Source organism: Streptomyces sp. NPDC001843, assembly GCF_042891955.1.
Lineage (GTDB): Bacteria > Actinomycetota > Actinomycetes > Streptomycetales > Streptomycetaceae > Streptomyces.
In genome coordinates this window covers 607,856-621,857 of record NZ_JBIATQ010000001.1, presented here as the reverse complement: position 1 = coordinate 621,857, position 14,002 = coordinate 607,856, and the positions used below count along the sequence as shown (strand labels likewise).

Here is a 14,002-nt window from a genome sequence, read left to right as displayed (position 1 = left end):
ACGGCCGCGGCCGCTTCGGTGGTCGCCGGAGTGGCCCTGGTGCCCAACTGGAGCGCCGGCGCGGCGGTCGTCGACGACCCGACCGTGGACGCGGCGACCAAGGCGACGTTCCAGCGGCTGGCCGACGCGGTCTTCACCGACCGCACGGAGGCCCTGGTGCAGGGTGCCGGCAAGAGGCAGGCCACGTCCGGATTCACCGGCGACGTGAAGATGTCCGCTTCGCAGTCCCGCTCGGAGAGCTCCGCGCTGACCGAGCTGCGCGGCCGCAAGACCCGCCTGTCGAAGCTCGGTGAGAAGTACAGCGCCGGCAGCACCCGGGTCACGCTGGACGCGACGCGCGTGACCGGCCGCACCGCCAAGGCCGACGTCACCGAGACCACGACGCTGACGTACACGAAGGTCAAGGGCACCGAGCCGAAGACCACCGGCTTCCAGGCCCACCACGAGCTGACCTTCAAGGCCGACCGCCAGGGCACCTGGCAGCTGACCAAGGTCCAGGACACCGACAACGGCTACATCGCGGTGAACCAGGTCGCCAAGCAGCCGACCGTCGCGGTGAAGGCCAGCCCCGCCCCCGCCGACGCCGGCCCGCCCGAGGCGACCCGCTCGGCCACCGCGTGGCCCGCGCCGGCCAACGCCAAGAACATGACCGCCAAGGGCTACGACTACAAGGCCATGGTGGCGTACGCGACGAAGTACTGGAACAACTACAACAAGGACTACCCGGACTTCAACGGCGCGGGCGCCGGCGGCGACTGCACCAACTTCGTCAGCCAGTCCCTGAAGGCGGGCGGCTGGAAGCACGTGCCCGGCGACGGCACGGACTTCCACAAGTGGTTCGGCAACTCAGAGATCCAGTCCGACTCGTTCGTCGGCGTGAACGAGTTCTCCTGGTTCGCCCTGTCCTCCGGCCGGGTCACCAGCCTCGCCAACGTCTACCAGGCGGACATCGGTGACGTCCTCCAGATGGACTTCAACAAGGACGGCGAGAAGGACCACTCCATGATCGTCACCTACCGCAGCCCGCAGGGCGTGCCGTACGTGACGTACCACTCCACCAACACCTACAACCGGTCGGTGGCGAGCCTCGTCGCCTCCTACCCGAACGCGGCGTTCTACGCCTACCGCACCTGATCCTGCGGCCCCTCCCGGTCCCGCTGCTCCAGCGTCAACCGCTCCTCCTGCGGCGACGGTTCGGGGTGGCGGGCCCGCCAGTAGGGGTTGTCGTGCGGCAGGGACGTTCCGACCCTGCCGTACATCCCGAAGACCATCAGCAGCAGCCCGACCACGAAGCTGAACAACACGTTCTGGATCCTGAAGGCCAGGAAGTTGTAGTCGGTGTCCAGCAGGCCGAGGTTCAGGAAGCCGTTCAGGATGAACAGCACGCCGAGGACCATGTTGAGCGTCGACGCGAAGTTCCCGCCGACCACCATGCCGACGAACAGCAGCAGCCCCACGACGATCGACAGGACGCTCAGCGTGCCGTTGGTGTTCAGGCCGATGACGGCGTTCCCGCCGGTGTCGAAGAACCCGATGTGGTGGACGACGCCGAAGATGCCGAAGACCAGCAGGAAGAGACCCATCAGACCGGCGCCGATCCGGTAGACGGTGTTCAACCGGTGGTCGACCGGCAGATGCTCGTCAAAACTGATCCGCCGGCGGCTCCCCGGGCGCACTGTGTGGGGCGAGGCCATCTCCGCCTCCCTGTGGTGCGGGCGCAGAACGTACGTATCTCCCAATATCCGCCCGCCCGGCCCGCGCGGCAACGGCTCAGTGACCGGCGCCGCGCTCCTCGCGGATCTGGGCGACCACCCGGGCCACCGTCTGCCGGACCGCCTCGGTCTCGGTCAGGAAGTGCCAGTAGTCGGGGTGGCGGCCCTCCAGCGTGGCGATCGCCCGGTCCAGGCGGCCCACGGCGTCGTCCAGCGGCCGGGCGTGCCGGGGGTCGGGCGTCGTGCGGCCCGTCATGGCCAGCCGCTGCGCGTCCCGGATCGCGAACCGGGTCCGCTCGATCTCCGCCTGCGGGTCCTTCTGCACGGCGTTCAGCCGGGCCAGCCGGTCCCCGGCGGCCGACACGGCGTCGTCGGTGGCGTTCAGCAGCGCCCGCACGGTCGACAGCAGCGAGGTGGCGTCCGGCCAGCGCTGGGCGTCCCGGGCGGCCTGCGCCTCGGCCAGCTTCCGCTCCGCCTGCCGCACGTTCTCGCCGGCCTGCCCGGGCACCTGCTGCAGGTCCTGCCAGCAGGCCGCGGAGAACCGGCGCCGCAGCTCGCTCAGCACCGGCTCCACCTGCCCCGCCCGGGTCGTCAGGGCCTGCGCGCGGGTCCGCAGACTCACCAGCCGGTGGTCGATCTCGGCGGCCCGCTCCGGCAGCCGCGCGGCCTCCGCGCGGATCGCCTCCGCCTCCCGCTGCACCCGCTCGGCCCGCTCCAGCGTCTGCGGCACGCCGTGCTGCCCGGCGCCCTGGTTGAGCCTGGTCAGCTCCGGCGAGAGGGCGGCGAGCCGGGCCGCGAGGTCGTCGGCCCCGAGCCCGGACTCCCGTACGGCGTCGAGGGCGTTGGACGCGGCCAGCAGCGCCTGCCGGGCCCGTTCGACGGCCGGGGCCAGCCGGGCCAGCTGGGTCTCGGCCTTGCCGAGCAGCGGCCCGAGCGAGCCGCCGAAACGGTCCAGCTCCTGCTTGACCCGCACCAGCTCGTCCTTGGCGGCGCTCAGCTCGGCACGGGCCCGGCCGGCCGCGGACGCCTCCAGGTCGTCACGGTCGAGATCGTGGGCGTCGACCGCCTGGATGTAGCGCTGACTGACCTCGTCGATACGCCGCCCGAGCGCCTCGAAATCGGAGACCGCGCGACGGGCCGCCGGGGAGTCGTCCACGGCGCTGATCGTCTCGATCGAGATCCGCAGGTCACGCTGGGCGGTGTCGAGCTCGTAGAACGCGGCGGCGGCGTCGTCCTTGGCGGCCTGCGCCTCCGCCCGCTGTGCCTCGGCGCGGCCACCGAACCAGCCACGGACCGGACCAGCAGTCCTTCGGGGTGTCGCCGCCACATCCCTCTCCCGTGCCGTGGTTCGCCCTGCGGGGTGCCATTGTCCCACCCCTTGAGGACGAACACACGGGCCGGTCAGTTCACGGTTCGCACCGTGATTCTCCCCTCCTTCGTGCCGGCGGAGACCACGTGGGGGCTGGAGTCGCTCCGGGGCACGGTGACGTCGTCCCCGCCGTCGGCGGTCTGCGTCGTCACCCGGTACACGGCGCGGGGCAACCCGATCGTGACCGACCCGTCGTCGGTGCGGGACTCCACCAGGTCCGGCATATCCCCAGGGCGTCCTGGAAACCGTGCGCCCGGACGCTCCCGTCGTCGTCCCGCACCTTGACCGCGATCCCGCGCGGCACCTCGATGCGGTGCTTCGCGGCGCAGTCGGTGATGAACCCGGAGCACTTCATCCGCAGTACCAGCCGGTCGTCCTTCATCTGCCAGTTGACCTTCGGGTCCGTGCCCACCACGGTCGAGCCCTCGAACCACCGGGTGACCTCGACCGTGTCCGCCTTGTTCGAGTCGGCGGCGACGATCTCCAGGGGAGCGGTGTGGGCGGCTGAGGGCATGTACCGACCCCAGGAATCGGTGGCCCGCGAACCCATCCGGAACGGGTTTGCGAGAGAGGGCTCCCGGCAATGTAGGCTGTCGACTCGTCGCGGGTGCGTAGCTCAGGGGTAGAGCGCCTGCCTTACAAGCAGGATGTCGGCGGTTCGAAACCGTCCGCGCCCACCGTGACACGACCCCGGCCGCCGCGGCCGGGGTCGTCTGCTTGTCAGTCCTCTTCTTTCTCTTCTGCTTGCGTCCTGCGTGCGTGCTTGAGCTTCGTGCGGGCGTCCACGCGGTCGCTCGCGGACACCTCCGCCCAGAAGCGGTGGCAGCTGACGAACACCGCGAGTTCGTGCTCGCGTCGGCGGAGCTTCTCCACCTCGGCCTGTTCGTCGGCCGACCAGCCCGGGGAGGCCGGGCGTTCCACCTTGCGCCAGCCACCCTCGTCACTGAAGCCGTCCAGCGGCTCCACCGACCAGGGCAGCCGCTTCAGCAGGGCCGACAGCTCGGCCCTGACCTGGTGCAGCTCCTCCTGACCGGCGAGAAGGTCACTCGGAAAGTCATAGGTCGCAGCCACACGCCAATGATACGCCTGTTCGATTTTGGGTGGTGAGTTCGTCTGAGAGGTTCACCTGGTCTCCACTCAGGGAGGGGAGCAGTCAAGTGAAGGGGTGAACGCGTGAGCCGGTCAGTGACCGCGGGCGGCCTCCTGCTCACCCAACTCTCTTACCAGCCCGGCCGTCACGGGTACGGCGATGCCGTACCGGTCCGCCGCGCGCAGCAGCGCACCGCCGATGGCGTCCAGTTCCAGCGGGCGGCCCGCCTCGGCGTCGCGCTGCATCGACGACTTGGCCAGGGGCGGGAAGGAGTCGTACCGGGCGAGTGCCTGAACGGGGTCGGCGGGGCCGCCGCAGGCACGGCTGACGGCGGCCGTCTCCGCGACCAGGGCCGTCAGCTCGGCGCGGTGGCGGCTACGGGCCTCGCCGATCGGAACGGCGTAGCGGGTGGTCAGCAGGGCGAAGGGGGCGAGGAAGGACATCTTCGCCCAGAGGGTCGCGGACTCGTCGGCGGTGACCCGGGTGTTCGGGCCGGCGGCGGTGAGGGTTTCGGCGAGGGCGTCGAGGCGGGGGCGGGGGACCTGGTCACCGGACAGGTCGATCTCGGTGAAGGGGGTGCCGTGCTCGATCATGCCGGGAGCGAGGCGGGTGGACTCCACGCGGATCACCGCCGGGGCGACGAGTTCGGGGCGGTGGTGCGCGCGGAGGACGGCGGGGTGTTCCACGCCGTTGAGGAACGGTACGAGGAGGGCGTCGCCGAGGGCGGTGGCCGGGACGCGGGCGAGGGCCGCGTCGAGGGCGGTGTGCTTGACCGTGACCAGGCAGGCGTCGACGGTTTCGCGGAGCCGGGTGTCCGCTTCCACCGGGGCGGTGAAGTCGCCGAACTGGGCGCTGCGGACGCGGATGCCGGTGGTGCGCAGGGCGCGGGCCGTGTCGGTCCCGGCCAGGCAGATCACGCGGTGGCCGGCGCGGGACAGGAGGGCGGCGAGCAGGCCACCGGTCCCTCCGGGGCCCAGGACGGCCACGGTGAGGTTCTTCGCCATGTCAGGTTGTTCCTCTCGTCGGTCGGCCCCCGGGAGGGTGGCCGCCTCGGTGTGGATCATCGCAGACAGGGACCGTTGGCTGAGGGACACTGGTGACATGTGCCGGAGTATCAAGACGCTGCGTCCGCCCGCGCTGGCCGAGGAGGCCACGGAGGACGAGATTCGAGCCGCCGCGCTGCAGTACGTGCGGAAGGTTTCCGGGTTCCGGGCGCCCGCCGCCCACAACCGGGAGGTGTTCGAGCGGGCCGTCGAGGCGGTGGCCCAGGCCACCGGTGAACTGCTCGGCGGGCTCGAGGTGCGCGGGCGGCGGCCCCCGGTCGACGTGCCCTGACCGGACTACGCCGGCTGCCGCCGCATGACGTACGCCGCTCCGGCGCCCGCGAGGAACAGTGCCGCCAGTGACACCCCCGTCGCCAGCCAGGTGGCGCCCAGCCACTGCGCGCCGAAGTAGCCCAGGGCGACGCTGTAGGCGGCCCAGGAGAGGCCGGCCAGGGCGGACCAGGGCAGGAAATCGCGGGCGCGGCGGTGGGCGGCGCCCGCGCAGAAGGAGACGACCGAGCGGCCGGCGGGGGCGAAGCGGGCCAGGACAACCAGGGCTCCGCCGCCCCGGGAGAGGGCCGCGCCGAGACGTTCCTGCGCCGTGGTCAGACGCCGGGAGCGGGCGATCGCACGGTCCAGGCGGTCCCCGCCGCGCCAGGCCAGCCGGTAGGCCACCAGGTCGCCCACGAGCGAGGCGGTGGCCGCGGAGACGATCAGGGTCAGGATGTCCGGTACGTCGTGGGGCACGCCTCCCGCGGCCGCGTTCGAGCCGGCCGCCGCCGCGGTGGCGGCGCTGATCACCAGCACGCCGCTCGGCAGTACCGGCAGGAAGACGTCGAGCAGGACCGACAGGGCCACCATCGCGTAGATCCATGGCCCGGCGGCCGCCACGGCTGCCAGTGACCCCACGTTCTCGAACACGACGACTCCCGTTGCTCCCCCGATGCCAGCCATACAGCGTACGCCGAGGGTGTGACAGCGGGGGCATAAGGGGTCGTTGTGGCCGGCTTGTTACCCGGACGCCCGCGGCGTCCGGGTAACGGAGAGGGTCAGGCCGCTACCGTGGCCCGCTCCGGCGTGCGCTGCTCCGTGCCGGCCGTGCGCCGTGCCAGCAGCCGGTCGAGGCCGAAGGCGCCCGAGCCGGTGAAGACGAGCAGCAGGAACGACCAGCAGAACAGCACCGCCGGCTCGCCGCCGTTCTGGATCGGCCACAGGGCGTGCTTCTGGTGGACGTCGAAGTACGCGAACGCCATGGAGCCCGAGGCGAGCAGTGCCGCGCCGCGGGTGCCGAGTCCCAGCAGGGCCAGGCTGCCGCAGACGAGCTGGATGACGGCCGCGTACCAGCCGGGCCAGGTGCCGGCGGGGATGGTGCCGCCGTTGCTGCCCATCGCGCCGCCGAGGACTCCGAAGAGCGAGGCGGCGCCGTGCACGGCGAAGAGGAGGCCGACGACTATCCGGAACAGGCCGAGGGCGTAGGGCTGAGCGGTGTTGAGACGTGCAGACATGGGGGGTTGCTCCTTCGGTTTCGGTCGGACCGGTAGGGGACTGACCGGTCGGTGGGGGCGGCGGTACCGAATGAGGGACCCAGGTTAGGAGGCCCTAAGGGGTGCTTGCAAGTTCAACATTTGGCCATGGTTCCGCTTCCGCTTGCGGTTCCATTTCGGCCTCCGTCCCATGTGGGGCGGCTGCCGCGGTCACTTCGGGGCCCGAGAGCGTGACGCGAAACACACCTGGACGGACCCCGTGGGAGATCACCCGATGTCCGCCCTCGGTGGACACAGGCAAGTGCAATTACCTTGTACATGACTAAAGTTGACGGCGCATCAGAAAGCAATGCCTTCTGCGCCGTCCCGTTCGGTACGGGACGGCGCAGAAGGCGGCGGAGTGGCGAAGGGGGTGCCCCTATGTCCTGGGTCAAGGGGAACGGGGGCGTCGGATCGGCCGTCCGGGCAGCGTGGCGGGGGTGCGCGACCTGCCTTGGGATGACGTGAAGTGCTTCTTCGACCTGGACCGGCTGGGTTCGTTGCCGGACGTGCGTGTCCCGAATGCCTCGGATGCCTCGGTGGAGGACTGGCAGGCGGTCCTCGACCTCGTTGCGGTGCTTCCGGTGCCCCGGGCGGAGACCGTGCTGTCCCGTTCGGCGGATGCCGAGTGCCCGGACCTGCGGGTCCGCCGACGGCCGATGTACTGGCGATCTTCAGGTTCCATGCCGCCGACGAAATCGACTTCGACGTCGACCTGCGGGTTCCTTCGGGAGATCGGGCGGCGGTTGGGTAAGCCGGTGCTGATGGACCCGGAGGGCGACCCCGGCCATCCGGTGCTCGGCTTCGACGTCGAGGCTGATCGAGTTGTTCTCCTCGCGGACCCACTGGTCAGGTGACTGGGACTGACGGTCCCGGTTCGTGGAAGGTGCCGTCGCGGAGCATGGCGAAGCGGACGTCGGCTCGGCGTCCGGCGACGCAGACTCCAGCACCGACTCAGCCCGACCGAAGCCCTGATCGCCCGCCGCCGGACGCGGTTCACCGCCCGCCACGGCGAGCGCTCGACCAGGTCGGCGTCCACTCCGTCAGGCGAGCCGCGCCCGAACCCAGGGAGCCGGGAAACGGGCCCCTGCCACCCTCGCCGCACTGGTCAAGGCGGCAAGCCCGCAGCTTCACCACCCTGGCATGATCGACAGAAGTCAGTTTCGATGTCGGGCTGGAGCCGCCGATGGATGCGACCGGGTCAGTGCATGCCGCGCGAGTGTCTGCCTACGAGGACGTGGGGGCTCGGTTGTCCCTGTTGAGCGACCGTCGGCTCGAGGATGCGGTGTCCGCCGCGCCGAGAATCGGCTCCGGTATCGGAGGCAGGTCGGCGGAGATGGAAGTCGAGGGGATACGCGTCTTCGTCAAGCGGATCCCGCTGACGGACATCGAGTTGCAGCCGGAGCACGCACGGTCGACCGCGAACATCTTCGATCTTCCTCTCTTCTACCAGTACGGGGCGGGCTCGGCGGGGTTCGGCGCCTGGCGTGAGCTGGCCACGCACCTCATGACGACAGGCTGGGTACTGAAGAACGAGTACGCGGGTTTCCCGCTGCTGTATCACTGGCGGGTATTGCCTGACAGTCCCCCTGTCGGCTTCATGGACGGGCTCGGCGGCGTACAGCGGGCCGTAGCGCATTGGGAGGGCTCGTCGGCCGTGCGCCGTCGGCTGGAGGCCATCGGAAGGTCCTCCTTCAGCCTTGTGCTCTTTCTGGAGCATGTGCCGCAGACGCTCGCCGAGTGGCTCGGCGACAACCGTGAGGCGGCCCCACCGGAGCCTGGAGGCGAGTCGCCCTACCGATGGGTCGAGAATGCGCTGCTGCGGGGGACGGAGTTCATGAGCGCGCGCGGACTGGTCCACTTCGACGCACACTTCGCCAATCTGCTGACCGACGGCCAACGGGTGTACTTCGCGGACTTCGGGCTCGCTTTGAGCCGCGATTTCGAACTCTCCGCGGCGGAGCGGGAGTTCCTCGCCGATCACCTCGTGTACGACCGCTCCTACGCGCCGAACCACCTGCTTCGCCACCACCTGCCGGACGCCGTGCGTGGTGGCACCGAACACGGTGCCTTCCTGCGTGAGTGGGTCGAGGGCCGCCAACCCGCCGACGTTCCGCCCGATCTCGTCACGATCATCGACCGTCACGCTGCGCACGCAATCATCCTGGACGACTTCCATCGCCGACTGCTTACGGAGAGCAAGCGCACTCCCTTCCCCGCGGCTGAGGTCGAGCGAGCCTTGGCCGGCGCCTCACCACCGGGGGAATGAGGGCGAAGCAGTAGGACCCGGTGCCGGGGCGTGCGGGCGACCGGCACCGGCCGGTGACGCTCAGCACAGACAGAGGTCACCGGCCGGCTCGGTTCTCAACCGATGCCGGTGACGCTGAGTGCCGTGGTCCAGTTGTTCTTCATCGCGGTACGCGCGGCGGACAGGGTGATTCTGCCGTCGCAGACCGCGTTCTTGAGCTTGGTCTCGACGCCGTCCTTGGTCGTGGCCGTCTTCGTGCCCGAGTACGGCTCCGGCCACAGGTTCTTGGGGTCGCGTGGGGAGCCACCGAGTTCCAGCGGGATGAAGTGGTCTTCCTCGTAGGCGGAGGTGGAGGTGTTCGAGTAGCCGTAGTCCGCGATGCCCTGCACCTTGAGCGGGTTGGTGTAGGAGGTGGGCGGCCGGACGGTCGCCGTCCAGCCGGACACACAGATCGTGGAGTTGATCGTCGACTGGGTGACGTCCGGGTTGTACACACCGGGCGTGCACGTCGGGTCGGGCAGCGGCAGATAGGACTGGGAGCAGGTGCTGGCCTGCGCCGTACCGGCGCTGAAGCCGAGGATGAGGCCGCTGAACGTCAGAGCCAGAGCCGAGCCGGCCGCGGCCGGTATTCGGGCGATGGGGCGCATGAGTGTCTCCTGAGACATGAGCGCTCGGCGGGGATTCGCCAAGGTCGTGTCCATGACACTCTTTCGAAGGGCTACGCGGGTAGACCTCGAACGTAAATTCGTGATGATCGAACGGTTGCCGATCGGTCAACCCGGGCGCGAGGCCTGCGATCTGTTCGGGTGCGCGGCAGGACTGGTGGGGTGGGGCGTTCGGGTGCGAGCGAGGGGATGCTCCCCGCACCGTGTCGCGGGGAGGTGTGCGCCCGACAAGAAGTGAGTGGCGCGTACATGGCACGACAGGATGGGGGGCGGAACTTATCCGTCCCGTACGATGGGTGACGCAGAAGGGGAGTAGCTCTCCGCCGGACCGTCGACATACTGCTCAGCCAGCCTGAGCCGGCGCCCGGAGGCGGATCCCGCGCGGACCGCCCAGCGAGACCTTCGGCAAGCAGTGCACGCCCGTGCCCCATGGCACGGGCGCCGATTGCGCTGCCGTGCCGAGGTGTCTCATGTGAGGTTCAGCACCCTCGGCGGGGCGGCCCCGACCGATTGAGGGATTTTGATCAGCATCACCGTGACGGCGCTCGTTTTCGGCGTCATCTTCCTCGCCGAACTGCCGGACAAGACGGCGCTCGCCGGGCTCGTCCTCGGCGCCCGCTACCGAGCCTCGTACGTCTTCGTGGGCGTCGCCGCCGCCTTCCTCCTGCATGTCGTGCTCGCCGTCGCGGCGGGCAGCGTGCTGACCCTGCTGCCCCAGCGGATCGTGCACGCGCTGACGGGCCTGCTCTTCATCGGCGGAGCCGCGGTGCTGCTGCTGAAGAAGGACGACGACGAGGAGGAGATACGCAAGCCCGCCGACCAGTCCTTCTGGAAGGTCGCCGGTACGGGCTTCACGCTCATCCTGGTCGCCGAGTTCGGCGACCTCACCCAGATCATGACCGCCAACCTCGCCGCCCGGTACGACGACGCGCTGTCCGTCGGTCTCGGCGCGGTGCTGGGACTGTGGGCGGTGGCCGGGCTGGGCATCGTCGGCGGGCAGGCGCTGATGCGACGGGTGCCGCTGCGGCTGATCACGAAGGTCGCGGCGGTGCTGATGCTGGGGCTCGGTGCCTGGAGCCTGTACGAGGCCGTGGCCGGCTGAGGCGAGCTGAACGGACGGTGAACCCGCGCCGGAGTGGTGGCGGGAGCGGCACATGTTTTGTACCGTGTAGGAACAAAGTGGCTCCCGCCCGCTTCCCCTGACCGGCGGGCGGGGCGCTTTGTCTTCTCAGCCGTCTTCTTCGCTGTTTTCTTCACCTCGGGGTCTTTCGCCATTGGAGCTGCCGATGCCGGCCACCGTCCTCACCGCCCGCGCCCTCCTGCTCGACATGGACGGCACCCTCGTCAACTCGGACGCCGTCGTGGAGCGGATCTGGCGGGGCTGGGCCGAGCGGCACGGACTGGACGGGGACGAGGTGCTCAAGGTGGTCCACGGACGGCAGGGGCACGCCTCGATGGCCCTGCTGCTGCCCGGCCGGCCGGTCGAGCAGAACCTCGCCGACAACGCGCGCATGCTCGCCGAGGAGACCGCGGACATGGACGGCGTGGTCGCCGTCCCGGGTGCCGTGGAGTTCATGGCCGCGCTGCGGACCGCGGGGCTGGCGCACGCGCTGGTGACGTCCGCGGACGTTCCGCTGTCCACGGCGCGGATGGCCGCCGCCGGGCTGCCGCTTCCGGACGTCCGGATCACCGCCGAGTCGGTCGGCGCGAGCAAGCCCGACCCCGAGGGTTTCCTCAAGGGCGCCGCCGAGCTGGGTGTCGACCCCGCCGACTGCGTGGTGTTCGAGGACTCCGGGGCGGGCATCACCGCCGGGCGCGCCGCCGGGATGCGGGTGGTGGGGATAGGACCGCGAGCCGGGTCCCACCGGCCCGACGTGGCTGTGCGGGACCTGCGGGACGTCCGGGTGGAGGCGCTCGGGGGCGGGGCGATCCGGCTCTACGCCGGCGCGTATGGCCTCGGGGAACAGCGGAACAGCCGTCAGCGCTGAGGAACGATCTCGGCTGTCGGCACAGTGATCCACTTCGTTGCTGGGGTTCAGCGAAAGATCGCCTGAGCGGTGGGACGCGGGACTACCGTCCGCCGCGGGCCGGTGCAATTTCAGACCTGCCTTCTGCCAGGCGCAGAACACCGGCCCGACCGGGCTCGACGATCACTACAGTCCAGGCTCATGACGACGGTCACAACGCGCACGATCGAATACGCGGCCGACGGCCTGACGATGATCGGGCATCTCGCGCTCCCGGCCGGTGTCGACCGCCGGCCCGCGGTCCTGGTCGGGCCCGAGGGGACGGGGCTCAGCGACGTCGAGCGCCGCCGGGCCGATGCGCTCGCCGAACTGGGATACGTGGCCCTGGCCTTCGACCTCCACGGAGGACGCTATTTGGGCGACCCTGAGGAGATGCTGGCCCGTTGCATGCCGTTGCTCGCCGACCCCGACCGGATGCGAGGCATCGGCCACGCGGCGCTCGACGTGCTCCGCGCAGAGCCGCGGACCGACCCGGACCGGATCGCCGCCGTCGGCTACGGCACCGGAGGCGCGATCGCGCTGGAACTCGGGCGCGACGGCGTCGACCTGCGCGCGATCGCGACAGTCAACGGACTGACCACGGGCCGACCAGGCGAGACGGCGCGCATTCACTGCCCGGTGTGGGCCGGGGTCGGGTCGGAAGACCCGATCATGCCGCCCGCACAACGGGAAGCATTCACCGCCGAGATGCAGGCCGCGGGCGTCGACTGGCGCCTCGTGGTCTACGGCGGCGCCTTGCACGCCTTCCACCACCCACCGGTCGACCACACCGTGCGCCCCGGGGTCGGCTACCACCCGCAGCACGCCCAGCGAGCTTGGCGGGACGTCGTCGACCTGCTCGCCGAGTGCCTGCCCATGACGGAGTGATGCCGTAGTCGATGAAGGCGATCATCCCGGGGCGCGGGGTCTGGCACGCGCTCCCCCACTCTCGGCTTCGCTCGAGCGGGGGGACCTCCATCGCGTGGTCGCCCGCCTCCGCCTTGCGGCTGCACGCTCCCCCACGCTCGAACAGCCTCGCTCGAATAGCCTCGCGCGGGGGCACCCCCATCGCCCCCGCTCGGGCCGGCTGGAAAGCGCCGTCGGTCCATGCCGGCCTGATCCACAAGACGCCCCCTGGGGGAACCGGCGAAATGTGAATGCGTGCGTCCGCGCTGAGGTCGGGGACCCGCCCAGGGCCCTTGAGGTGCCGGGGGAGGCGTGGCGACAGTCCCCTACGGCTCCGACGTCTCCGACTCGAGCTTCGCTCTCGTCGGCGCGTCGTACACACCGGGTTCTTCGGCCTGGATGCCCCGGGTCCACTGGTAGGTGCTGACGGACGTCTCCACCTGGGCGCTGTAGTCGCCGTCGGTCTTCCCCGCGTAGAGGCCGAGCTGACGCAGCCGGCGCTGCAGTTCGGTGACCTCGGCGCCGTGGTCGCCGGGGCGCAGTACCGGGCTCGGGGACGTGCCCGCCGGGACGGGGGTGTGGGCGATCGTGGCGGTCTCGGTCGGCTCGGCCGAGAGGCTGGGGCGGGGGGACCGCGAGGGCGTGGACGAGGTCGAGGGGGAGGGCGACGAGGACGGGCTCGCGCTGCGGGACGGGGTGGCCGGCGCGGACGTCCGGGCGGACGCGGAGGCGGTCGCCGGGCTCGGCGTCACCGGGGCGCTCGACGACACGTCCGGGACCTTCTCCCGTACCTCCTCCGGTGCCGCCCCGTCCCGCGACGGGGTCGCGTGGGAGAGCAGGCCGCCGGTGAAACCGGCTGCCGCGACGAGCGCGACCAGCGCGGCGGCCCCGGCCAGGAGCAGGGTGCGACGGCGGCGGACCGGCTCCTCCGCGTCGTCCACGGCCTCGGGCCGGTCGAGGCGGTCCTCCGGCCCGTCGGACTCGTCCGGCCGGCCCGGCTCCGGCGGCTGCTGCCCGGCCCGCGGCGGCACCGGAGCCGAGGTGGCCTCCGCCCGGCGCAGCGGCATCGTGGAGTCGGCCGGGGCGTCCAGGTCGACGTACGGCCGTATCCGCAGCGGATCGAAGTCCTCCGCCGCGGCCGCCTCCGCGGTACGCGTGTCACGCAGGGCTTCGGACGCCCGCTGGGCGCAGCCGCACGACGGGGCGTTGCGTGGCCCCTTCGGCGCGCCGCATTCCGGGCATGAGTGGCCCTTCGGTCCTGCCACGTGTTCGGTCCCTCCCCGTACGAATCACCGGCCCCAGGGCTCCACAGATTATGCAGACCTTCACCACAACTTCGGTCGGCGGCCCCCGGCAATACCGTCCCCGAGAGGACTCAACGGGCCATAACGGGTGACACCGTTGACGATGGTAGGTGTCAAACGAGCCCCGGGAGGTCCT

General features: G+C 70.8%; 14 protein-coding genes, 1 tRNA gene and 2 pseudogenes. 8 read left to right on the top strand and 9 right to left on the bottom strand.

The annotated features are described in order from the left end of the window. Positions 1 to 18: 18 nt before the first annotated feature. The gene (locus ACFYZQ_RS02965) at positions 19 to 1,134 is read left to right on the top strand and encodes an amidase domain-containing protein (protein WP_389141870.1); all 1,116 of its coding nucleotides are present in this window, start codon (positions 19 to 21) and stop codon (positions 1,132 to 1,134) included. Here ACFYZQ_RS02965 and ACFYZQ_RS02960 read toward each other — a convergent pair. The 3 genes and pseudogenes from ACFYZQ_RS02960 to ACFYZQ_RS02950 form a co-directional block, all read right to left on the bottom strand. Further along, on the bottom strand, positions 1,122 to 1,694 hold the full coding sequence (locus tag ACFYZQ_RS02960; protein ID WP_389140944.1) for a DUF4383 domain-containing protein: 573 nt from the start codon (positions 1,692 to 1,694) through the stop codon (positions 1,122 to 1,124). The genes ACFYZQ_RS02965 and ACFYZQ_RS02960 overlap by 13 nt on opposite strands. A gap of 76 nt (positions 1,695 to 1,770) precedes the next feature. Further along, a complete protein-coding gene (locus ACFYZQ_RS02955) occupies positions 1,771 to 3,039 on the bottom strand; it encodes a hypothetical protein (RefSeq protein WP_389140942.1) in 1,269 nt (422 codons plus the stop codon). 74 nt (positions 3,040 to 3,113) lie between these two features. Further along, positions 3,114 to 3,604, bottom strand: a pseudogene (locus tag ACFYZQ_RS02950) (hypothetical protein); the annotation flags it as partial. Positions 3,605 to 3,686: 82 nt separating this feature from the next. On the opposite strand from ACFYZQ_RS02950, the gene ACFYZQ_RS02945 reads away from it, so the two are divergent. Then, a tRNA-Val gene (locus ACFYZQ_RS02945) sits at positions 3,687 to 3,758 on the top strand. Between the two features lie 43 nt (positions 3,759 to 3,801). Here ACFYZQ_RS02945 and ACFYZQ_RS02940 read toward each other — a convergent pair. Both ACFYZQ_RS02940 and ACFYZQ_RS02935 read right to left on the bottom strand, forming a co-directional pair. Further along, a complete protein-coding gene (locus tag ACFYZQ_RS02940; protein ID WP_389140940.1) occupies positions 3,802 to 4,152 on the bottom strand; it encodes a hypothetical protein in 351 nt (116 codons plus the stop codon). Positions 4,153 to 4,263: 111 nt separating this feature from the next. After that, positions 4,264 to 5,175 (bottom strand): ketopantoate reductase family protein, encoded by a 912-nt coding sequence (locus ACFYZQ_RS02935; RefSeq protein WP_389140938.1) that lies wholly within the window; start codon positions 5,173 to 5,175, stop codon positions 4,264 to 4,266. Between the two features lie 97 nt (positions 5,176 to 5,272). Between ACFYZQ_RS02935 and ACFYZQ_RS02930 the strand changes: the two genes are divergently transcribed. Next, positions 5,273 to 5,506 (top strand): DUF2277 domain-containing protein, encoded by a 234-nt coding sequence (locus ACFYZQ_RS02930; protein ID WP_389140936.1) that lies wholly within the window; start codon positions 5,273 to 5,275, stop codon positions 5,504 to 5,506. Positions 5,507 to 5,511: 5 nt separating this feature from the next. On the opposite strand, the gene ACFYZQ_RS02925 is transcribed toward ACFYZQ_RS02930, so the two are convergent. Together ACFYZQ_RS02925 and ACFYZQ_RS02920 are read right to left on the bottom strand one after the other, a co-directional pair. After that, on the bottom strand, positions 5,512 to 6,075 hold the full coding sequence (locus ACFYZQ_RS02925; protein ID WP_389141868.1) for a DedA family protein: 564 nt from the start codon (positions 6,073 to 6,075) through the stop codon (positions 5,512 to 5,514). A gap of 188 nt (positions 6,076 to 6,263) precedes the next feature. Continuing rightward, positions 6,264 to 6,719, bottom strand: a complete 456-nt coding sequence (locus tag ACFYZQ_RS02920) for a DoxX family protein (protein WP_389140934.1) — start codon at positions 6,717 to 6,719, stop codon at positions 6,264 to 6,266. A 458-nt stretch (positions 6,720 to 7,177) separates the two neighbouring features. On the opposite strand from ACFYZQ_RS02920, the pseudogene ACFYZQ_RS02915 reads away from it, so the two are divergent. Further along, positions 7,178 to 7,594, top strand: a pseudogene (locus tag ACFYZQ_RS02915) (hypothetical protein). A gap of 329 nt (positions 7,595 to 7,923) precedes the next feature. After that, positions 7,924 to 9,006, top strand: a complete 1,083-nt coding sequence (locus ACFYZQ_RS02910; protein ID WP_389140932.1) for a protein kinase family protein — start codon at positions 7,924 to 7,926, stop codon at positions 9,004 to 9,006. A gap of 95 nt (positions 9,007 to 9,101) precedes the next feature. Here ACFYZQ_RS02910 and ACFYZQ_RS02905 read toward each other — a convergent pair whose 3' ends face one another. After that, entirely contained in the window at positions 9,102 to 9,632 is a 531-nt protein-coding gene (locus tag ACFYZQ_RS02905; RefSeq protein WP_389140930.1) for a hypothetical protein, read from the bottom strand. Between the two features lie 538 nt (positions 9,633 to 10,170). Between ACFYZQ_RS02905 and ACFYZQ_RS02900 the strand changes: the two genes are divergently transcribed. The 3 genes from ACFYZQ_RS02900 (at position 10,171) to ACFYZQ_RS02890 (ending at position 12,544) form a co-directional block, all read left to right on the top strand. Further along, positions 10,171 to 10,752 (top strand): TMEM165/GDT1 family protein, encoded by a 582-nt coding sequence (locus ACFYZQ_RS02900; RefSeq protein WP_389140928.1) that lies wholly within the window; start codon positions 10,171 to 10,173, stop codon positions 10,750 to 10,752. Positions 10,753 to 10,936: 184 nt separating this feature from the next. Next, on the top strand, positions 10,937 to 11,638 hold the full coding sequence (locus tag ACFYZQ_RS02895) for an HAD family hydrolase (protein WP_389140926.1): 702 nt from the start codon (positions 10,937 to 10,939) through the stop codon (positions 11,636 to 11,638). Between the two features lie 180 nt (positions 11,639 to 11,818). Next, the gene (locus tag ACFYZQ_RS02890) at positions 11,819 to 12,544 is read left to right on the top strand and encodes a dienelactone hydrolase family protein (protein WP_389140924.1); all 726 of its coding nucleotides are present in this window, start codon (positions 11,819 to 11,821) and stop codon (positions 12,542 to 12,544) included. Between the two features lie 344 nt (positions 12,545 to 12,888). Here the strand turns inward: ACFYZQ_RS02890 and ACFYZQ_RS02885 are convergent, their stop codons facing one another. Then, the gene (locus ACFYZQ_RS02885; protein ID WP_389140922.1) at positions 12,889 to 13,827 is read right to left on the bottom strand and encodes a peptidoglycan-binding protein; all 939 of its coding nucleotides are present in this window, start codon (positions 13,825 to 13,827) and stop codon (positions 12,889 to 12,891) included. Between the last annotated feature and the right edge of the window lie 175 nt (positions 13,828 to 14,002).

Bases quoted from the DNA above. Each gene is read 5' to 3' on its own strand.
- ACFYZQ_RS02960 (WP_389140944.1), bottom strand. From the start codon at position 1,694: ATGGCCTCGCCCCACACAGTGCGCCCGGGGAGCCGCCGGCGGATCAGT.
- ACFYZQ_RS02935 (WP_389140938.1), bottom strand. From the start codon at position 5,175: ATGGCGAAGAACCTCACCGTGGCCGTCCTGGGCCCCGGAGGGACCGGT.
- ACFYZQ_RS02930 (WP_389140936.1), top strand. From the start codon at position 5,273: ATGTGCCGGAGTATCAAGACGCTGCGTCCGCCCGCGCTGGCCGAGGAG.
- ACFYZQ_RS02925 (WP_389141868.1), bottom strand. From the start codon at position 6,075: ATGGTGGCCCTGTCGGTCCTGCTCGACGTCTTCCTGCCGGTACTGCCG.
- ACFYZQ_RS02920 (WP_389140934.1), bottom strand. From the start codon at position 6,719: ATGTCTGCACGTCTCAACACCGCTCAGCCCTACGCCCTCGGCCTGTTC.
- ACFYZQ_RS02910 (WP_389140932.1), top strand. From the start codon at position 7,924: ATGGATGCGACCGGGTCAGTGCATGCCGCGCGAGTGTCTGCCTACGAG.
- ACFYZQ_RS02905 (WP_389140930.1), bottom strand. From the start codon at position 9,632: ATGCGCCCCATCGCCCGAATACCGGCCGCGGCCGGCTCGGCTCTGGCT.
- ACFYZQ_RS02895 (WP_389140926.1), top strand. From the start codon at position 10,937: ATGCCGGCCACCGTCCTCACCGCCCGCGCCCTCCTGCTCGACATGGAC.
- ACFYZQ_RS02890 (WP_389140924.1), top strand. From the start codon at position 11,819: ATGACGACGGTCACAACGCGCACGATCGAATACGCGGCCGACGGCCTG.